Genomic DNA, 20,456 nt, shown 5'->3' on the forward strand with positions numbered 1-20,456 from the left:
CGCGCCGCGCACTGTCACGTTCCGACGGTCTGCGGTCGGCGCAAGAATCACTTAGCCATTTTACGCGTTCGCGCAGGCTGGGATTTCAGCCCGGAAACGTAGGACCGGACCAAATGGTTCCAATGGCAGGTGCGGCACACCTCGACGACGTGGACCGAGAACTCCGCGTGCTTGCGGGCCAATTGCTCGATCTCGGCCGCCGAGCGGGCCGACCCGGACACCTGGCCCAGACGGTCGCCGAACACCCAGGACACCAGCGTCAGCTGTTCTTTGCGGCAGATCGGGCAGGTGATGTCCGACGCCGCCCCGTGGAAGGCGGCGGCGTTGAGGAGGTAGGGGTTGGCGTCGCAGACCTCGCCGACGCCGACGCGGCCGGAATTGACCTCTGCCAGCCGGGCACGACGGCGCAGCGCGTAGTCGACGACCTGCCTGGGGGCGGTCTCGTCCCACGGCGCGGAGTCTGGGCTGGGCGCTGCCATGTGGTTGAGAGTACTCGCGCGCCTCTGCGGGGCGGGGAGGTCAGTGATCTCCAACACTGGACTGGCGGCGCTATATATCGGTGCGATACATTAATCCGCAGCATCGATCTGATGGCTAAACGTGATAGGCCCGACCGCACGACCCCTGTGCGGTCTAGAGGAAGGAGGAGGGTGTGCTCGAACTGGCAATCCTCGGACTCCTCCTCGAATCGCCGATGCACGGCTACGAGCTGCGCAAGCGGCTCACCGGCCTGCTGGGTGCGTTCCGTGCGTTCTCGTACGGTTCGCTCTACCCGACGCTGCGCCGGATGCAGGCCGACGGATTGATCGTCGAAGACACGAGTCCCGACGGCACGAAGGTGCGTCGCGGGCGCCGCGTCTACGTGCTGACCGAGGCCGGCCGCGTTCGTTTCAACGAACTCGTCGCCGACACCGGTCCGCAGAACTACACCGACGACGGCTTCGGTGTGCACTTGGCGTTCTTCAGCCGGACACCGGCTGTGGCCCGGATGCGCATCCTGGAGGGTCGACGACGGCAGGTCGAGGAACGGCGGGAACGACTGCGCGAGTTGCTCGGCGGATCGGCCCGCAGCGACGACCGCTACAGCCGACAGCTCCACGAGCTGAGCCTGGAATCCAGCGAGCGCGAAGTGCGCTGGCTCAACGAGCTCATCGCGGCAGAGGCATCTGACGCCGATGACACGACAAGTAGGACAACGACGGCGGAGACAGCTGCGTCGTCGAAGAGAAAAGGAGAACCCGACCATGGGTGAGCCCAATAAGGTTCGTGTGGCCATTGTTGGCGTGGGAAACTGCGCTTCATCCTTGGTCCAGGGAGTCGAGTACTACAAGGACGCCGACGAGAACTCGACCGTTCCCGGTCTGATGCACGTCAAGTTCGGCCCCTACCACGTGCGCGACGTCGACTTCGTCGCCGCGTTCGACGTCGACGCCAAGAAGGTCGGCTTCGACCTCTCCGAGGCGATCAACGCCAGCGAGAACAACACCATCAAGATCTGCGACGTGCCGCCGCTGAACGTGCCCGTGCAGCGCGGCCACACCCTCGACGGTCTCGGCAAGTACTACAAGGAGACCATCACCGAGGCTGACGGCAACGGTGTGGACGTCGTCGCCGCGCTCAAGGACGCCGACGTCGACGTGCTGGTCTCCTACCTGCCGGTCGGCTCGGAAGAGGCCGACAAGTTCTACGCGCAGTGCGCCATCGACGCGGGTGTCGCGTTCGTCAACGCCCTCCCGGTGTTCATCGCCTCCGACCCGGTCTGGGCGAAGAAGTTCGCCGACGCCGGTGTGCCCATCGTCGGCGACGACATCAAGAGCCAGGTCGGCGCGACCATCACCCACCGCGTGATGGCCAAGCTGTTCGAGGACCGCGGCGTCGCCCTCGACCGCACCTACCAGCTCAACGTCGGCGGCAACATGGACTTCAAGAACATGCTCGAGCGCGAGCGCCTGGAGTCCAAGAAGGTGTCGAAGACGCAGGCCGTCACGAGCAACCTGAACGGTTCGCTGGCCGGCAAGGTGTACGACAAGAACGTGCACATCGGCCCGTCGGACTACGTCGCGTGGCTCGACGACCGCAAGTGGGCCTACGTCCGCCTGGAGGGTCGCGCCTTCGGTGACGCCCCGCTGAACCTGGAGTACAAGCTCGAGGTGTGGGATTCGCCGAACTCGGCCGGCATCATCATCGACGCCGTCCGCGCCGCGAAGATCGCCAAGGACCGCGGCCTCGGCGGCCCGATCCTGCCGGCCTCGGCCTACCTGATGAAGAGCCCGCCGGAGCAGATCGCCGACGACGTCGCGCGCGCTCAGCTCGAGGCGTTCATCATCGGCGCCGAGTAAGAACGCCGAGTACGAACCCCGGGCTTCACGCCCACCCGAGACCCCCGGCCAGTGCGGCCGGGGGTCTCGTCGTTTCCAGTCCCGGCCAGGGGTGCGGGCGACTGTGTTAGAACCGAACAATGCCTTTCGACGCAGCGAAGTACGGGCCGTGGGCCGTGATCACCGGCGGTTCGGAAGGGGTCGGGCGCTGCTTCGCGCTGCGGCTGGCGCAGGCCGGGATCAACCTGGCGCTGGTGGCGCGCAAACCCGAACCGCTCGAGGAGGCCGCGCAGCTGTGCCGGGAGTACGGGGTGGGGGTCCGCGTGCTGGCCACCGACCTGGCCGACCCGTCGGCCGCCGACCAGGTCGCGGCGCTCGTCGACGACGTCGAGGTGGGCCTGCTCATCCACAACGCCGGCGCCAACTCGCACAGCGCGGAGTTCCTCGACGGTGATCTCGAAGCCTTCGGTACGGTCGTCGACCTCAACATCACGACGCCGATGGCGCTGGTGCACCATTTCGGCGCGGGCATGCGCGAACGCCGCCGCGGCGGCATCCTCCTCGTCGGCTCGTTGTCGGGATACCTCGGCTCGACCCGCCACACCGTGTACTCGGGGGTGAAGGCCTTCGGCCGGATGTTCGCCGAGAGCCTCTGGTTGGAGCTGCGCGACTACGACGTCGACGTCGTCGAACTGGTCCTCGGCGTCACCCGCACCCCGGCGATGGCCCGCGTCGGACTGAACTTCGACGTGCCGGGGATGACGGTCTCCGAACCCGACGACGTGGCGCGCGAGGGCCTCGACGCGCTGGGTTCCGGGCCGATCCACGTCATCGAGGCCCACTGGCGGCTCGCGGAGGCGCACAGCAACCCCGACCGGGCCGCGACGGCCCTGCGCAACGACCAGGCGATGCGCAAGCTGATGGCCCGGACTGAAGCGCACCGCCGATGAGACTGGGACTGTCGACACCGATCGTCACCGCCCAACCCGGGCTGGTCAACGAGTGGGAGTTGACGGCCGGACCCGACGAACTGGTCCGCGTCGCGCAGGCCGCCGACGACCTGGGCTACGACCACCTCACCTGCTCCGAGCACGTCGGGGTGCCCGCCGCCGATGCCGCCGAGCGCGGCGGGGTCTATTGGGACCCGCTCGCGACGCTGTCCTTCCTTGCCGCCCACACCCGCCGGATCCGGCTGGCGACCTCGGTGTTGGTCCTGGGCTATCACCAGCCGCTGGCGATCGCCAAGCGCTACGGGACGCTCGACGTGCTCAGCGGCGGGCGTCTGGTGCTGGGTGTCGGCGTGGGCTCGTTGGCGCCGGAGTTCGACCTGCTCGGCGCGGACTGGGCGGGGCGCGGCGCCGTCGCCGACGAGCGGCTGGTGCAGCTGCGCGCCTGGTGGGGACGCGGATCGGTGGACGGGTTCACCGTCGAACCGCATGCGACGTCCACGACTCCCACGATCTGGGTCGGCGGCCGGACCCGGCGGTCGCTGCGGCGTGCGGTCGAGTTCGGCGCGGGCTGGGTGCCGTTCGGGTTGGGCGGGGCGCAGCTGCGCGAGTTCCTTGCCGCCGCCGAGGCGCCACCGGGATTCGAGGTGCTGTTGTCGCCGGGGCCGCTGCTGGACCCGGCCGGCGACGCCGACGGGGTGCGCTCCCGGTTGGCCCGCCTGCGCGACCTGGGTGCCACCGTCGCGGTGTGCAAGGTCGCCGGCGACGACGTGGCGCACTACTGCGACCAGTTGGCCGCGCTGCACGAGATTGCGGAGGCACTGTGACCGATCCGGTGACCGAACGGCTCGACCGGCTGGAACGCACGGTCGCGGCCTTGCGCGACCAGGTCGAGATCGGGCAGCTGATCGCGGGCTACGGGCCGCTCGTCGACGCGGGTGACGCCGACGCCGTCGCCGCGATGTGGACCGTCGACGGCGGGTACGACGTCGAGGACTGGTCGATGGGCAGCCGCGAGGAGGTCCGGGACATGGTCACCTCCGAGGCCCATCAAGGTTTGATCGCGCGGGGGTCCTCGCACTTCCTGGGCCCGGCGCGCATCCGCGTCGACGGTGACACCGCGGTCGCGGTGTGCGAATCCCTCTTCGTCGTCCACCGCGACGCCCGGTTCCTCGTCGCCCGGGCCAGCGCGAACCGATTCGACCTGGCCCGCGTCGACGGGCGGTGGCAGATCGCCCAACGCACCACCCGCACGCTCACCGGCGACGAACGCGCCCGACTGCTGCTGGGGGCCGCCGCACCGGAGGCGTAGACGTCGTCCGCCGTCATTCGCCTGTCGGCGCGGTGGCCTAGGTTTGAGCCATGGGGTTGTTCAACCGCAAGCGCGGTGGGTCGTTCGCGCAGGCCGCGGCGGCGGTGATCAAGCAGAACGTGGGGCACAACGGCGACCGATCGCTGCCGGACCGGGTGGCCGAATACATCGAGACCGGCGCGGGGGAATCGTCGGTGTTGGCGGAGATCGCCGCGGCCCAACCGGGCTACTGGACGTCGCAGTGGATGGATGACGAGCGCCGGGCGCGCCAGCGGTTGTATGCCCAACTCGACCAGGCCCCGGCCGAGCAGGGCTGGCGCTGGGCCCGGGTCACCGGCGCGACGACCCGGCACTTCACGCCGTCGCTCGAGCCGATGGCCGGCGGCGACCGGGTCGAGTGCCTCGTCGACGACCTGACCCGCTCGTATCACTTCGCAGTGGTGGACGCGAAGCGGCGAGAGTCGGTACCCGTGCACTTGGCGACGCTGGAGGCCATCGTCGAGGCCGGCGGCGGGCAGCGCGGCGATGTGGTGACCGCGGTGTTCCGTCCCGGGCGCGGCGCCACCACCTACTCGACCACGCGCACCCTGGTGCGCACGCTGCCCGACTATCCGGCGGCGGTCGCTGATCGCGGCGTGGCGCTGGGGTTGCTCGCCCTCGACGCCCCGGGCGGGTTGCGCGCAGACATCCTGGACAACCTCGCAGCCGTTGCCGACGCGGCGCTCGCCGATTTCGCGCCCGCCGTGGCCCGTTACCTCGTCGACGGGTCGTCGACGATCCTCACCGCGGCGACGGCGACAGCCCGCCGCTGCCCGGTCGGGCCCCTGTCGGCGGCGCTGCGCGAGATCGCCGCCACGGCCAAACGCGGCCGCCAACTACGCGCCCTCGATGCGCTGTGGCAGCTCGATGCGGCCGATGGCGATCGGGACTGGGCGGCCGACATCGTCGCCGGGATCGACTCGGATCCGGCCCGCGACCTCACCGCGTCGTGGGCGGCCACCGCGTCGATCCCCGACCCGACACCGCCGCCCCCACCGAGCGCACCGGTTGTGATCGACTGGTCGTTCCCGGTGACGCCGGAAGTCACGGCGGCGCTGCAGACCCTGCAGCGCGGCGTGAACAAGGCGACCAGTTATCTGAAGCATCCCTACTTCGACGATTCCGCCCTGGCCGACATCGTGCGGGAGTCGCGGACGCCGCAACCGCCTCGGCGGTTCCGGGGCGAATCGCGGTACATCGATTCCGGCGACCTCGTCGAGGCCTACGCGGCGACGCCGGGGGTGACCGCCGCGAACCTGGTGACCGTGCTGAACCGGCTCGGCCAACTGGTCACGTGGCGCGGGGAGGAACTCCACCGCCTGGCCGCAACGACTCTCGCCGATCTTCGGGACCGCACCGGGGAGCCCACCATCGCGCAGACCATCGCCATGCTCGACGGCCTCGGATTCGACGGGGCCGCCGTCGTCTCCGCCTCCGGGTGGGAAGGGTGCCTGTCCGGGTGGCCCGACGACGAGGTCGCCGCACTGGTCGCCGCCCACGTCGACAAGTACGTCGACGTCGCCGAGAACGGCGGGCAGGACTGGTGGAGCGACAGCAGCACGACGGCGCTGACCCTGCTCGCGCTGGCGGCGCCGTTGCCGACCGGTGCCGCCGACGCGGTGTACCGGTTGGCCTTCGCCGGACCGCGGGACCGGCGGGCCAATGCCCGTCGGGCGTTGGCCAACGATCCGCGGCGGCATCAACGGGTGGTCGCGGCACTGCGCTCGTCGGCGATCGACACCCGCGTGATCGCAGCGGAGTGGCTCGCCGAGTTCGGCACCGCCGACGACATCGAGGTCCTCGACGCCCGCTATCACGCTGAGCGCACCGACCGCGGCAAGGATGCGGTGCTCACCGCGCTCGCGGCGCTGGGGCGTTCGCCGAACCACTACCTCAACCGCGAAACCCTGTCGGCCCAGGTCGCGAAGTCGACAGCGCCCGGGCCCGCCTGGCTAGACTGGGCAGCCGCCCCCACGGTGCGGTGGTCGGGTGGCGGCGAGCCCGTCGACGAGGCAACGCTGCGCTGGCTCGTCGCGTCGACGGTGAAGGCGAAGAATCCCGAACCGTCGGTGTCGCTGCGCTACTACCTGGGCCTGCTGGACGCGGCCGATGCCGAGCGCTTCGCCGACTGGCTCCTCGACGCGTGGTGCGCACAGGAGAACAGCGTCGCCGACAAGGGGATGCTCGCGATCTGCGCGGCCGCATGCCGCGCCCACGCGGCACCCGTCGCCGAGCACTACATCCGCACCTACTACGGCTGGCGCGCCGCGCAGTGCAAAGCGCTGTTGGCCATGCTCGGCTGGGTCGACGACCCGTCCGCCGCGCAGCTGCTGCTGTCCATCGCCACCCGGTTCCGGACCGCGGGAATCCAGAAGACGGCCGGGGAACGGGTCGACGAACTCGCCGAACGCCGCGGATGGTCGTCGGCCGAACTCGCCGACCGCACCGTGCCCGATGCGGGATTCGTCGGCGGTGAGCTACTCCTCGACTTCGGCCCGCGCCGCTTCCACGCCCGCATCGCCCCCAACGGGACGGTCGCCCTTTTCGACGACAACGGGGCGCGGCTGAAATCCCTTCCCGCACCGCGCATTTCAGATGACGAGACGGCGGCTGCCGAGGCCAAGAAGGCGCTGTCGGCGGCGCGTCGAACCGTGAAAACCGCGGTGAAGCAGGCCACCGAGCGGCTCTACGAGGCGATGTGTGCCGAACGGGCGTGGTCGGCCGACGACTGGAACCGCTACCTGCGCGGCCACCCGATCGTCGGGATCCTGGCACAACGCCTGGTCTGGATCGCCGACGACGGCACGGCATTCCGACCCCTCGACGACGGCACGCTGACCGACGTCCACGACGACGAGGTCACCCTGTCGGCGGGCGCGACGGTCCAGATCGCGTCGGCCGCCGTCCTCGACGGCGACACCGTGGCGCGGTGGGCGACCCACTTCGACGACTATGACGTCGAGCCGTTGTTCGGACAGTTCGCGCCGGTCTACCGCCCACCCAATCCGCAAGCGCGATCCGTCGACGACTTCACCGGCCACCTGCTGGGGATGTTCGCCCTGCGGTCCGCGGCCACCAAGCGCGGGTACGAGCGCGGGGAAACCGGCGACGGCGGGGTCGTCTTCGACTTCCAGCGCACCTTCCCGATCCTGGGGATCACCGTGACCATCGGATTCTCCGGCGCCCAACAGCCGTTGGACGACGTCACCGTCGCGCTCAAACAGGTGACTTTCCGCGACTCACGCGGCTCGATGCGCCTGGGCGCGGTACCGTCGGCACTCCTGTCGGCCGCGGTGGCCGACGCCGCGGCCATCGCCGCACTGGGCGCCTACGAGCCGGACTGGGAGGACAAGGTGGACTACGCATGACCGATCCGCAAGGCGTGCTGCGCGCCCCGGCCGAACAGACCTACGCCGGTGAACTGAAGCGATTGGCCGAGGCCGACGCGGGGTCTGCCCGCCCGTCGGGCTGGCGGCTGAGCCCGCGCAGCGTGCGCGGCTTCATCGTCGGCGATCCCGCACTGGGGATCAGCCGCAAGTTTTACGGCGACGACCCGCTCGTCGAGCGCGCCATCGTCACGCTGATGAGCCAACGCGGCCTGCTCCTCGTCGGGGAGCCGGGAACCGCGAAATCGATGCTGTCCGAACTGCTTTCGGCGGCCATCTCCGGTTCGTCGCAGCGGGTGGTGCAGGGCAGCGTCGGAACCACCGAGGACAAGATCGCCTACACCTGGAACTATGCGCTGCTCATCGCTGAGGGGCCAAGCGAGCGCGCCCTGGTGCAGGGCCCGCTGTACCAGGCGATGGCGGCCGGGAGCATCTGCCGCATCGAGGAGATCACGCGCATCCAGCCGGAGATCTCCGATTCACTCATCGGCGTGCTGTCGGACAAATCCCTGCACATCCCCGAACTCGGCGACGACGCCGATGCGGTGCTCGGCGCGCGGCCGGGGTTCAACGTCATCGCCACCGCCAACCTGCGCGACCGCGGGGTGAACGAGTTGTCCAGCGCGCTCAAGCGGCGGTTCAACTTCGAGACGGTGGCCCCGCTGGTCGACCGCACGCTGCAGGCCCGGCTCATCGCCGACCAGACCGCGGGCCTGCTCGACGAGGCCGGCGTGCAGGCGCGCCTCGCGCCCGACGTCGTCGAACTGCTCGTCGACGTGTTCAGCGACCTGCGGTCGGGGGCGACGGTCGAGGGCACCGCGGTGGCCGCGCCGGCGGCGGTCATGTCCGCCGCCGAGGCCGTCGCGGTCGGGTATGCCGCCGTGCTCGACGCGCACTACTTCGACGGCGGGGTCGCGACCGGGGCACATGTGGCGCGCCAGCTCCTCGGCACCGTCCTCAAGGACAACGCCGAGGACGGGCCCAAGCTCGACCAATACTTCGACATCGTGGTCCGCGGACGGGCGAAGAAGTCGAAGACGTGGGCGGCCGCACTCGACGGCCACCGCTCCTCACGGGGGTGAGGGGGACGTCGGTCCGGGCAGAGCCGTTGAACGCCAATGACATCCGCGCATTGGCGGCGCGGCTGGTCACTGCCGAACGGGTCATCATCGGGGTGCGCCACCATTCCCCGGCCTGCGCTCGCGCCGTGCATCTCGCGATCGAGAAGTACCGTCCCGCAGCGGTTCTCGTCGAAGGGCCGCGCTCGTTCAACCCGCTGATCGACGCGCTCACCGACAGCCGCACCCGCGCGCCGCTCGCCGTGTATGCCTACACCGAGTCCGCCGGCCGGGGCGCCGCGCGGTTTCGAGGGCTGGGTGCGTACTACCCCTTCTGCGATTTCTCACCCGAACTCGTGGCCCTGCGGGAGGCGCACGCGGCCGGGATCCCGGCGTCGTTCATCGACCTCGACATCGCCGAACAGCATGCCGTGGTCAAGCGCGACGACGTGTCGGACATGCAGTGGGACGAGCGGCGGCTGCTGTTCAGCGAAACCCTGGTCGCGATGGCGCAGCGGTTGGGGTGCCGCGACACCGATGAGTTGTGGGACCACCTCTTCGAGACCGACATCGTCGATGCCGCCGAGCATTCCGCGCGCATGACCGCCTACTGTGCGCTGGCGCGGGCCGACAGCGCTCCCGGCGAGCACAAGCGCGACGGCACCGACGCCCGCGAAGCGGAGATGGCGTGGCATATCCGGGAGGCCGTCGCCGAGGCTGATGGTCGTGGGCCGGTGCTGGTCGTCGTCGGCGGGTACCACGCCGTCGCCCTGCCCGACCTGCTCGAGGACCCGCCGCCCCGACCGGTGATCAAGGCACCGTCGAGCCGGGCCGCGCTGATCCGCTTCACCTTCGAGCAGGTCGATTCGGTGAACGGTTATGCGTCGGGAATCCGGTCGCCCGGCTGGCGCCAACGGGCCTGGGAGGAGGGGAGGCGCAAGTGCACCGACCACCGGTCCCGTGCGGCGCGCGAGGTCCTGCTCGACGTCGCGCAGCGGTTGCGGGCGCGCGGCGTGCCGGCCTCGATGCCGACCGTCGTCGACGCCGCCGAACACGTGGAACGCCTCGCGGCGCTGCGCGGGCGCCCCGGGCCGACCCGCTGGGATGTGCGCGATGCGGTGGCGTCGACCTTTGTGAAAGGCGACATCGCCGTCGAGGGCATGGTGCCGCTCGCCGTTGCCGAAGCCGTCCTCACCGGGGACAAGGTGGGTCGGGTACCACCGGGCACCGCGACCCCACCCCTCGTCGCCGACGCACTGGCGCGGCTGACGGCGGCGCGCCTCGTCGTCGACGATCCGGCGCCGCGGGAACTGTCGCTCGCCGTCTACCGCCGCCCGGCCCACCGGCAGACGAGTCGGCTGCTCCACGGGTTGGCCCTGTTGGAGGTGCCGTTCGCCTCGCTGGTCGCCGGGCCGGATTTCGTCGTCGGGACCGGGTTGCACCTGATCAACGAGCGCTGGACGTATCGGTGGTCGCCGGGTACCGAGGCGGGTCTGGTCGAGGCGTCCCGGTACGGGAGCACGCTGCCCGAAGCGGTGGCCGCGTGTTTTTCCGAAGCGGTCGACGACTTCACCGGACACGCGGGCCGGGGTGCGGCCATGGCGGTGTCGTTGATCGCCCGCAGCTGCGTCATCGGGGTGCGCGACCTCGACGAGGAGCTGGCCGCCGCGGCGACGACCGCCATCGCCGACGAACCGTCGTTCTGCGCTGCGGCCGCCGCCTGCCACCAGTTGGCGATGCTGCACCGTGCGCGGGAACCGTTGGACGCCCGCGACTTTCCCGGGCTCGACGACTTGGCACGGATCGCGTTCCGGCGCGCGGACTACCTGGGCCGACTCCTGCCGTCGGAATCGCCGACCGAGATGGTGACCGCACTGCTGGCGATGCGGGATGCGCTGAGCGCGGAAAGCGGGGGCGAGTCGGGGGTTCTCGACCAACAGGCCGACCGGGACGACTTCGGCGCCGTGGTCCGGTTGTTCGCGCAGGCGCATGAGTCCGCGGAGGTCCGCGGCGCGGCAGCCGGTATCCGCTACACCGCCGGGGAGTCGACGGCCGAGGATGTCGCCGACGCGCTGCGCGGCTCGTTGTCGGGAACGGTGCCGGTCGTCGAGGCGCTGCCGTTCCTGTCCGGGTTGATGCGTACGGCGCGCGAATTCGCCTGGCAGGAGCCACATCTCGTCGAAGTGGTCGGTGCACTGCTGGACGGGTGGACCGAGACGCAGTTCCTCGAGGCGCTTCCCGCCCTGCGATTGGCGCTGGCCGAGCTCACCCCGGCGGAGACCGATCGCGTCGCGGCCGTCGTGGCGGGGCGGTTGGGCCCAGTCGGCGAGAAAGAGGGCCCAGTCGGCGAGAATGAGGGCCCAGTCGGCGGGATTGAGGGCCCAGTCGGCGGAAATCGGGAGGTAGCCGATCGTGCGGCGGAACTCCTTGCCGCGCAAGGACTCTCCGGATGGCTGGGGGTGCCGTGAGCGAACTCGAACGGTGGCGCCTCGTGCTGGGCGGCTTCGCCCGCGACCAACTCGGGCAGGCGCCCGGCGGTTCGGTCGAAGGGCGTCGCGGGGAAGCCTTGGACTACGTGTACCGGCACGCCTACGTCGGGCGCGACGTCGCACCGGGCGAGGACGAAAGCAACGCCGATGCCGACGAACTCGGCGACGAACCGACGAGCGGACTCGGCGCCTCGGCACCACACGCCGTCGTCTGGCTGGGCGAGGTGCGCGACCTGTTCCCGCAGTCGGTCTGCGACGTCGTCACCGGGCACGCGCTGGATCGCTTTGGCCTCACCGACCTGCTCACCGATCCCGCACTCCTCGACCGGCTTTCGCCGAGCACCGAACTCCTCGCGCTGCTCCTGGGGCTGCGCCACTCGATGCCGCCGGAACTCGAGTCGAACCTGCGGCGGCTCATCGCCGCCGTCGTCGACGACCTGCGTGCACGGCTCGAACCGGAGGTGCGCCGCGCCATGAGCGGGCCCAAGCGCAGCTTCGCCCATTCCCCGATCCCGGTCGCCGCGAACTTCGACGTCGCCGGCACCATCGCGGCCAACCTGAAGAACTACGACCCGCAGACCGGTCGGATCGTCGTCGAACGGTTGCGCTTCTTCGAACGCCACCGCCGCCACATCGCGTGGGACGTCATCCTGTGCGTCGACCAGAGTGGCAGCATGGCCGACTCGGTCATCCACAGTGCGGTGATGGCGGGGATCTTCGCCGGGCTCGGGACGGTGCGGGTCAAGCTGGTGGTCTTCGACACCGCGGTCGTCGACCTCACGCCGATCGCCGACGACCCCGTCGACGTCTTGATGTCGACGCAGCTCGGTGGCGGCACCGACATCGGCGGCGCACTGCACTACTGCTCGACCCTGGTCACCAACCCCCGCAACACGGTGCTGGTGCTGCTGTCGGACTTCTGCGAGGGCGGCTCGCCGCACCGCCTGCTGCAGGTGACCGGCGAACTCGCCGACGCCGGCGTCCACCTGCTGGGCCTGGCGTCGTTGACATTGAAATCCGGCCAGACCCAACCGTTCTACGACCGCCAGACCGCCCAGCAGATGGCCGCAGCCGGGATGCAGATCGCCGCACTCGACCCGCGGGGCCTGGCCGACTGGCTCGTCGGGGTCATGTCATGAGCAACAGAGCCGCGATTGCGGCCAGGTGTGCCCGCCTCGACGACGAGGCGTGGGCGGCGCGCGCCAGCGCCGGGCTGGTGCGGCGGGCCCGCAAGGATCTGGCGGCCGCCGATCCGGTGGTGGTCGCCGACGACGCCGAGCTGCTCGTCGCGGTGGCCGGCGCGCACGTCCGGTTCGACGACGGTGGCCCGGAGACGGCCCGGTGCGACTGCCCCGCCGTCGGGGTCTGCCGCCACCTCATCGCCGCCTGCCTCTGGTTGGGGACCGGGGTCCAACCGGCGCCCGAGGCGGTGCCGACGGCGGATGACGACACCGGGTCGACCCGCGCCGAACTGGCCCGCCACGAGGCGCGGGCACAGATGCGCAGCGCCGTGGCAAAGTTGTTGGCCGAGATCGTCGTCGTCGGTATCGCGCACGCATCGGCGGCGACCGTGGAGCGCTGCTCGGCGGCGGCCATCTCGGCGCAGGTTGCCGAGCACTACCGGTTGGCGGCCGCGTTGCGCCGCATCGCCGATCATCTGCGCCGCATCGTCGCGCGCACGGCCGGTGCCGGTGAGGCGCATGTCGCCGCCGACCTCGCGTCGACCCTGGCGCTGATCGGTGCGCTGGACGCGGTGCCGGTGGGGACGCCGCCGCCGGTCGACCTCATCGGGGTGGGGCGCACCGGCTACGAGAAGGTCGCCCGGCTGTCGCTGGTCGGGCTGGGCAGCTATCCGTGGCAGACGGCGTCGGGATACCGGGGCCTGACGACCCTGTTCTGGTCGCGCGGGGACGGCCGGTTCCTCTCGTCGACGCTGACCCGCCCGGTCGCGACCGCACCGGGCTTCGACCCGGTGGCCGCCTATTCGTCGGCGCCGGTGTGGCCGGGGTTGGCGTCGGCGAGCCGGGCGGCCGGGGCCGAGATCGACCTCGCGCGGGCGCGGCGCAATCCGAACGGGCGTCTCTCCGGCGGCGATGACACCCTCGCCCAGCACGAGCCGGCCAGCTCGGCGGAACTGTTCGCGGCGCTGTCCCCGATCCGGCGGTGGGCCGACCTTGCCCATGCCGGGGAGCCGGTCGGATTGCTCGAGCCCCGAGACGAACTGGGGGATTGGGTGGTGCTGGCCCCGACCGCGGCGCGCGAACCCCGCTTCGACGAGGTGCGCCAGCGGGTCGAGTGGCCGTTAATCGACTCCGTCGGCGCCGACGTCGCCGTTCGCCTGCGGTATTCGGAGTACACCGCGAACGCGGTGGCGCGGCTGCGGGCGGTGGCGTGGCAGCCGGAGCTGCTGGTCGTCGGGCGGGTCGACCGCTCCGAGGAGGGACTGGCGCTGATGCCGCTCAGCCTGATCCGGCCGCATCTGTCGTGTGCCGACTCGCCGGTGGACTGCCTCTACTTCGACAAGCCGCCCTTGAGGACAAGGAGCACGGCCGTGGCCGGGCCCCGCGTCGAGACGGTTGCGCCGACGCCGAGCGCGATGGACGACTTCCTGGCGTGGCTGCAGCGGATCGTCGAACGCGGGATCGCCCCGTCGCGGGCGCCGGGGGTCGCCGAGGAGCTGCGCCGGCGTCACCGGGAGTTGCGCGCGGCCGGGTTCACGGTGTTCCCGGCCGATGTCGACGTCGAGCCCGCGGTCCAGGTGCTGCGGAGTTACGCGATCGCCGAGCAGGTCCGGCGACTCAGGGATTCGTACCTCGAACCGCGGGAGGATGGTTGACCGAGTCAGAGTTGTCGCCCGAGGCCGAGGCAGCAATCGCCCGCTTCGGGACGCAGGTCCCCGCCGTGTACAAGAGGTGGGCCCGTGGTGCCCACCTGCCCGCAGAGCTGGACGCGGCGCTGACCGAGTTGTGGATCAGTGAATCGGTCAGGCTGTCGACCGACGACCCCGCGCGGCATGCCGTCGCCAGGAGCTTCGTCGGTGCGCTCTTCGCCGAGGCGGGCCGGGTGGACGAGCTGATGGGGGCTCCGCCCACCGAGGTCCTCGCACGGTGCGCGGTACAGGCCTACGGGGATGCGGTGCACGACGCGCGCGACGGTAAGACGCACGACGGCAAGCCGGGGGCGCCGTGGCGGCGGGGGAACAGCCGACAGACCATGTGGGAATGGCTCGACGCGGACTTCCCGCAAGTCGGGCAAGCGGTGATCGCGGACGTGCGCGCCAACGGGTTGGCGGCAACGTGCCTCCAGTCGTTGCCGGCCTGCGCCGAGGTCCGGCAGATGGTGACCGAACTCCGATCCGGCGAGCTGGACCTCGATGACGAGCTTGCCCTGCTGTGTGTCTCGACCTGGGTGGCGCCCGACGAAGCCGGGCCGGAACAGTTCCTCGACCTCATGCGCCGTGCCCTGGACGCGGTGAACATCGAGGTGGCAAGCGCCTGCATTCGACCCGGTGCGTCGCCCACCGAGTCCGAATCGGCGATGGTGCGCGCGATCGCCGGAGAGCAACTCGCCGCCGGGGATCGGTGTGGCCGCCGATTGCTGACCGCCGTACTCCTGGCTGCCGCCTATGAGGACGACGACACCGTGCGTGCGTTGTTGGCCGGCGTCGATCGGGTGCGGCCGGTCGGGAACGACGTGCCGCCCGAAGAGCAGCTGATCCTCCGGCGCGGCCATGTGCTGGCGTTGGCCGCGGCGGCGGCGCAGGTGGTCGGAGAGTTCGATGCGGCGGTACGCCTGGCGGAGCTGCATCTGGAGGAGGTGTCCGACGTGGTGGGTTGGGCGACTGCCGGCGATGACGTGCTGGCCCTGTATCTGGTGGGCATCCATGAATCGGAACCGCAGCGCCGGGCGGAACTCTTCGCCGCGGCCACCGAGATCGCGCGACACGGCAACGTCCGGCCGCTGTTCCCCCTGGTCTACTTCCATGCCGCCGAAGCGCTCCTCGATACCGGCGGAGACGCAGCGGAGGTGGTCCGGAATATTGGATACGGCCGGTACCTCGAGCTCGTGGCCGACCACCCTGAGGGTCACTTTTGGTGGGCTCCGCCCATAGCTGAAGCCGTGCGCCGCTTCCCGTCGGGTCCGCTTTCCTGGGACAGATTGGCGAGGACCTCAGAAGGCTAGCGTGGGCGGCGGCGAGGACTTCGCGTGTAGGGACGATACATGCCCGATGCGCTGTTTGGGTGAAACTTCGGTGAGAACCGCCGGCTGCGAGCGGTGGTGAATTTATGGTACGGGGACCCGCCCGCGACGCATACAAATAGGACCTCACCGAGTCGTCGGCCCCCGGTGCCGCCCGGGGGTCGAGGAGCTACGCCGACGACACGGGGAGCCAGTTCCGGTGGGGAACCGGCTTAAGCTCGATGGATGGAACGGAGACGGTGCTGATGGTGGGGCGAATCTTCATCTCGTATTCGACACGTGATCGCGACATCGCCGATCTTGTTTGCTCCTACCTCGAGTCTGAGGGCAAGACGGTGTGGATCGCCCCACGTGACGTCCCGCCAGGGTTGTCCTACCCGGAGGCGATCATCGGCGCGCTCCGCGACAGCGAGGTCGGATTACTCGTGCTCAGCAGCCATTCGAATCTGTCGCCCCATGTGCTGCGCGAGGTGGAACGGATTTCAGCCGACGGGAAGCGCCTCTACGTCTTGCGGACCGAGGACGTGAAGCTGTCGGATGGGTTGTCCTACTTCGCGAGCATGGTGCAATGGATCGAAGCTCCGCGTGATCGCTTGCTGCGCGATCCTGCCTCGGTCCTCCGGCCGATCATCGCCGCACCGACCGTGAGCACCGAGCCGGCAACCGTCGCCAGGGCGGCAGCGGTGCCGACGCAGAGCTCGGAAGTGAGCTTCTCGGTATTGGCCGAACAACAGCGCCGCATGCTCACCACTTTCGGCGTGGCGGTGTTGGACTACATCTGTCAACAGCCGAATCCGGCCAAGCCCATCCCGCAGCGGGAGTTGTTGTCGCGTCTGCTGGAGGTTTCTCCGGGTGTCTTCGATGGCTTGACGCAACGCCAGTTCGACTCGTTGCTCAAGGACGCCATTCACACCGGATGCGTCCCCGGGCTCAACGAGAGCGACGAGGGGCTCTTCGTCATCGAAGAGAACATCGCAGTGAAGCGCGAGCGAAACCAGGTCGCCAAGGGGTTGATCGCTCGACACGCGGCGAAGCTCGTCGGATCGGGGATGGTCGTCGCAGTCGACGGTGGGTCGACCACTCTGCCGCTCATCGAGGACTTGCTCGCACGAGTCGAGGCCGGCGACTTAGAGGATGTGCAGATCGTCACCAACTCGTTGACGAGCGCGCAGGCGGTGAGCGGGTTCATGTCCAAAAGTGGTTGGTCAGACGAAAGCGCACTGGTCCGGCTGTACCTTGTCGGAGGGATTGTCAGGCCCAACACGCATGCGACGACCTGGGGAGGCAACGTCGCGCGGGAGAGTGCTGAGCTTCTCGACGAGTTGGGGACGGGCGCCAAGCCGATCGACATCGGATTCGTCGGCGGCAACGGCTTCGAGTTGGACTCTGGCATCACGATGGGTTCGGACAGCGAACTCGGCTTTAAGCGGTTCGTGCTGGAGAATTCTCAAGCCCCGTATGTGGTGGCGGATTCGTCGAAGGCGGGAATCACCCTGTCGGTGAAGATTTGTGATTGGGATGAGGGCTTCACACTCATCACCAACGTGCTTCCCCCCGCAGCTCTGGAATCACTGGATGAACTGGTGCTGGCCGGCACGATCGTCGAGGTCCGCGAATGACGATCCGCACGCTTACCCTTAGCCCTGGATTCGACCATGTCGTGCGAGTTGACGGACTCCGGGCCGGTGAGGTGGGGGAGGTCCTCTCATGGCGCACCGACGCAGCGGGCAAGGGCGTCAACGTCGCCCGTACTGCGGCGACGTTCGGGGTCGAGTGCGTGGCATATTCGCTGGTCGGCGCCGCCGATCAGGTGCGGTTCGACTCCCTTATCCGCGCGTCGGGAGTCGAGCCGATAACGGTGCCGGTCGACGGGCCGACCCGCAACAACCTCACGTTGACCGTCGCCGACCGGCCAGGGATAGCAAGCCATAATGTCGGCCCGCGTATCGCCGCCAGTGATCACGAGGCGCAAGCACTGGTGGACTCGTTGATAGCGGGCATCGCGGACGGCGATGTGGTGGTTCTCAGCGGAGCCGTTCCCGAACCCCTACCGCAGGACCTCTATGCCGTCGTAGCCCGTCGAGCGCACGAGTGTGGCGCCCGAGTCATCGTCGACAGTCAGCGTGGTGCGTTGACTGCTGCGGTGGAGACGGGGCTCCTCCACGCGGCAATACCGAATCTGTCCGAAGCCGCTGCGGCGTACGGCACCGGCCCGGAGGGGGTGCCCCTGCGGGCGCTCCGCGCCATGAAAGCTGCCGGGGTGGCTGAGCCTCTGGTGACGCTCGGAGAGCGTGGCGCGGCCCGATATGACACTGTCGATCCCCACGATCCGCAGCGGGTGTGGTGCACCGTCGATTCTCCGGTGGTCGTCGTCGGGGCGGGTGATGCATTTGTGGCCGGTTACTGCGTGGGGTTATCGGATCCGCGATTCGCTGCGTTGGACTCGGTTTCTCTCGCGCTGGGAACTGCGTGCGCCCATGTCGGCGGCGCCGAAGGAGCGGTGATCCCGAGGATTGCGACTGCTCATGCCGCACTCGTCGAGCATGGATCACTCAACGAGGATTAGCCGTGCGCCAAGAGCTCATCGACCGCTGCTTTGGTGGGGATGCTGGGTGCGGCACCTCGTGCGGTGACACACAAAGCTCCAGCTGCAGCGGCAAACTCCAGCGCGAGGGGCGGGGGCGCCCCACGGGTTAGCGCGGTGGTGAACGCGCCGGTGAACGTGTCGCCGGCCGCGGTGGGGTCCACCGACTCCACGGCGAAGGCCGGTTGCCGGTAGCGCTTCCCGTCCTCGTCGATGGCGATGGCGCCCTCGGCGCCCATGGTGATGATGACCCCGGTCGACGGAATTGCGGCACGGATGGCGTCGGCCGCGGCGAAGCCAGACTCGGCGTCGACGACTTCGATTCCGGTCAACTGGTGTGCTTCAGTCTCATTCGGAGTCAGCCAGGCCCGTCCTGCGCGACGGACAACGGTGGCGGTGTCGGCCAGCGAGTAGCGGGCCGGAGCAGTGTTCCAGACAACGATGGCGCCATGTCGCTCCGCTGCATCGATTGCCGCAGCGATCGTCGGGAGCGGCGTCTCGTTCTGCACCACGAGCGCGTCAGCCCGCTTGAAGTACTCCTCGGCCTTCTCAATGTCGTCGGGGGTCAGACTGTTGCTCGCCCGGGGGATGCCGATGATCTGGTTCACGCCGTCGGCGGTAATCATCGGGATACCCAAATGGGTTCCCGACGGGTCGCGCAGAACGAAAGCGGTGTCCACGCCGTCAGCCCTCAACAGTGAAAGTATCTCGTCGCCAAAATAGTCGGAACCGACTCGTCCGACGGCAGCGCATTCCCCGCCGAGTCGACTGATTGCGAGTGCTTGGCACAACCCCTTGCCGCCACACGATAGTGCGACGGAATCGGCCAGCACGGTTTCATGTGGCGCCGGCATGCGGTCGAGTTGAATGGACAAATCGAAGACCATGCTGCCGACGACGACGATGTATGGCGTTTGGGAGATCGGCACCCCCATCAGACCGAGAAGCAGAATCCGGCGGCGGTGATCCCGCGGGAGACGGTGACGGTGATCGGGTGGCTGTAGACCAGACGGCCGCGGGTCGGTTGCACCGCCTGCAGGGTCCGGCGACCAGGGGTCGTCGGGGTCCACACGAAAACGGCGGTGTCGGCGGCGGGGATGGTGCGGGCCACGACGGTCTTCAGACCGCTGCCCTCGCGGCTCTCGACCAGCCGCACGACGGTAGCGGCGTCGTTGACCTTGACCCGGGCCTCATAGCGGCACCCGATGGTGAAGTTCGAGAACGAACCGGGGGAGGGCAGACCCACCCGCGACACGACCGTCGCCGATGCGGTCGGGGCGGTCAGCATGGTCGCGGCAACACAGCCGGCGGCAACTCCGCACGCTGCGGCAGTCGTCCTTCTCACATCGATCTCCTCGGTGGTTAAGAGTGTCAACCACCTACAGGATGCGACATTTCGATGAGTCGAACCCGCGAAATCGCTGGGAGAACGCTGTGGGCCGGCAAATCTCCCCCAAACGGACTAACCGGCGCTAGATGCCGAAGCAGAACGGGCCGAGGTGGAACGACGGGCCAGCGCGCAGGATCGGCGTCGTCGCGATGCGGGTCGAGCCCTGTTGGACCGCGGTAACGCGGCGCAAACCGGGCTTCTTGGGCGTCCACTCGATGGCGGCAGGGTAAGTCCCGTGGAGTGGTGGGGTTTTGGTTCGGTCGTCTGGGTGTCGGCCCGGTAGATGGGCGGGCCATCGCGTAGAGGTCAATGAGTTACCGCCAAGTGACTCACGAGACCGAAGGACTACACGATGACCCACGACCATTCTGCCCTGCTCGCCGAGCTCGACTCGCTTGCCTCCGCTGATTCGGGGGCAGTGTTCGCTGAACTGATCCGGGCCGGCCTGCAAGCCCTGATCGAGGCCGAGGCCGCCGAGAAGATCGGCGCCGGCCGCTATGAGCGCACCACTGAGCGGGCCACGCACCGCAATGGGCACCGATCGAAGACGGTCTCGACCACTTCGGGGGATGTGTCGGTGAAGATCCCGAAACTGCGGGCCGGGTCGTTCTTCCCGTCGTTGTTGGAGAAACGCCGGCGGGTCGACCGGGCGTTGCATGCGGTGATCATGGAGGCCTACGTGCACGGGGTCTCCACCCGCAACGTCGACGACCTGGTGCGCGCGCTCGGGGGG

At 69.3% G+C, this 20,456-nt stretch carries 17 protein-coding genes; 14 read left to right on the forward strand and 3 right to left on the reverse strand.

All coding sequences use genetic code 11. The features are described 5' to 3' along the window. Positions 1-47 precede the first annotated feature (47 nt). A complete protein-coding gene (locus GOARA_RS00745; protein WP_050947110.1) occupies positions 48-479 on the reverse strand; it encodes a DUF5318 family protein in 432 nt (143 codons plus the stop codon). A gap of 173 nt (positions 480-652) precedes the next feature. Between GOARA_RS00745 and GOARA_RS00750 the strand changes: the two genes are divergently transcribed. The 13 genes from GOARA_RS00750 (at position 653) to GOARA_RS00810 (ending at position 18,315) form a co-directional block, all read left to right on the forward strand. Beyond that, positions 653-1,252: a PadR family transcriptional regulator gene (locus GOARA_RS00750; protein ID WP_007320362.1), complete on the forward strand. Its 600-nt coding sequence runs from the start codon at positions 653-655 to the stop codon at positions 1,250-1,252. Then, entirely contained in the window at positions 1,245-2,339 is a 1,095-nt protein-coding gene (locus GOARA_RS00755; RefSeq protein WP_007320363.1) for an inositol-3-phosphate synthase, read from the forward strand. Before GOARA_RS00750 ends, GOARA_RS00755 begins: the two co-directional genes overlap by 8 nt. 119 nt (positions 2,340-2,458) lie before the next feature. Beyond that, positions 2,459-3,268, forward strand: coding sequence for an SDR family NAD(P)-dependent oxidoreductase (locus GOARA_RS00760; RefSeq protein ID WP_007320364.1), 810 nt, complete (start codon positions 2,459-2,461; stop codon positions 3,266-3,268). Next, positions 3,265-4,092, forward strand: a complete 828-nt coding sequence (locus GOARA_RS00765; protein ID WP_007320365.1) for a TIGR03619 family F420-dependent LLM class oxidoreductase — start codon at positions 3,265-3,267, stop codon at positions 4,090-4,092. The genes GOARA_RS00760 and GOARA_RS00765 overlap by 4 nt, the downstream gene beginning before the upstream one ends. Next, on the forward strand, positions 4,089-4,577 hold the full coding sequence (locus GOARA_RS00770) for a nuclear transport factor 2 family protein (protein ID WP_007320366.1): 489 nt from the start codon (positions 4,089-4,091) through the stop codon (positions 4,575-4,577). The genes GOARA_RS00765 and GOARA_RS00770 overlap by 4 nt, the downstream gene beginning before the upstream one ends. 50 nt (positions 4,578-4,627) lie before the next feature. Further along, complete coding sequence (locus GOARA_RS00775; protein ID WP_007320367.1) at positions 4,628-7,984, forward strand: DUF4132 domain-containing protein; 3,357 nt, start codon at positions 4,628-4,630, stop codon at positions 7,982-7,984. Next, on the forward strand, positions 7,981-9,084 hold the full coding sequence (locus tag GOARA_RS00780; protein WP_007320368.1) for an ATP-binding protein: 1,104 nt from the start codon (positions 7,981-7,983) through the stop codon (positions 9,082-9,084). Before GOARA_RS00775 ends, GOARA_RS00780 begins: the two co-directional genes overlap by 4 nt. A 26-nt stretch (positions 9,085-9,110) precedes the next feature. Continuing rightward, positions 9,111-11,528, forward strand: coding sequence for a DUF5682 family protein (locus tag GOARA_RS00785; protein ID WP_040521313.1), 2,418 nt, complete (start codon positions 9,111-9,113; stop codon positions 11,526-11,528). Further along, positions 11,510-12,688, forward strand: coding sequence for a VWA domain-containing protein (locus GOARA_RS00790; protein ID WP_007320370.1), 1,179 nt, complete (start codon positions 11,510-11,512; stop codon positions 12,686-12,688). Before GOARA_RS00785 ends, GOARA_RS00790 begins: the two co-directional genes overlap by 19 nt. Next, positions 12,685-14,385: an SWIM zinc finger family protein gene (locus GOARA_RS00795; RefSeq protein ID WP_007320371.1), complete on the forward strand. Its 1,701-nt coding sequence runs from the start codon at positions 12,685-12,687 to the stop codon at positions 14,383-14,385. Before GOARA_RS00790 ends, GOARA_RS00795 begins: the two co-directional genes overlap by 4 nt. Next, a complete protein-coding gene (locus GOARA_RS00800) occupies positions 14,382-15,731 on the forward strand; it encodes a hypothetical protein (protein ID WP_007320372.1) in 1,350 nt (449 codons plus the stop codon). The genes GOARA_RS00795 and GOARA_RS00800 overlap by 4 nt, the downstream gene beginning before the upstream one ends. A 239-nt stretch (positions 15,732-15,970) precedes the next feature. Continuing rightward, entirely contained in the window at positions 15,971-17,368 is a 1,398-nt protein-coding gene (locus GOARA_RS00805) for a TIR domain-containing protein (protein ID WP_040521315.1), read from the forward strand. Continuing rightward, positions 17,365-18,315, forward strand: a complete 951-nt coding sequence (locus GOARA_RS00810; RefSeq protein ID WP_007320374.1) for a 1-phosphofructokinase family hexose kinase — start codon at positions 17,365-17,367, stop codon at positions 18,313-18,315. Before GOARA_RS00805 ends, GOARA_RS00810 begins: the two co-directional genes overlap by 4 nt. Here GOARA_RS00810 and GOARA_RS00815 read toward each other — a convergent pair. Together GOARA_RS00815 and GOARA_RS00820 are read right to left on the reverse strand one after the other, a co-directional pair. Continuing rightward, positions 18,312-19,268: a ribokinase gene (locus GOARA_RS00815; RefSeq protein WP_007320375.1), complete on the reverse strand. Its 957-nt coding sequence runs from the start codon at positions 19,266-19,268 to the stop codon at positions 18,312-18,314. The genes GOARA_RS00810 and GOARA_RS00815 overlap by 4 nt on opposite strands. Further along, on the reverse strand, positions 19,268-19,678 hold the full coding sequence (locus GOARA_RS00820; RefSeq protein ID WP_170265456.1) for a hypothetical protein: 411 nt from the start codon (positions 19,676-19,678) through the stop codon (positions 19,268-19,270). Before GOARA_RS00820 ends, GOARA_RS00815 begins: the two co-directional genes overlap by 1 nt. Positions 19,679-20,075: 397 nt before the next feature. Here GOARA_RS00820 and GOARA_RS00825 point away from each other — a divergent pair. Further along, positions 20,076-20,456 (forward strand): IS256 family transposase (locus GOARA_RS00825; RefSeq protein WP_007320377.1); only part of this gene is annotated, 381 nt, incomplete at its 3' end.

The organism is Gordonia araii NBRC 100433 (assembly GCF_000241265.1).
Taxonomy (GTDB): domain Bacteria; phylum Actinomycetota; class Actinomycetes; order Mycobacteriales; family Mycobacteriaceae; genus Gordonia; species Gordonia araii.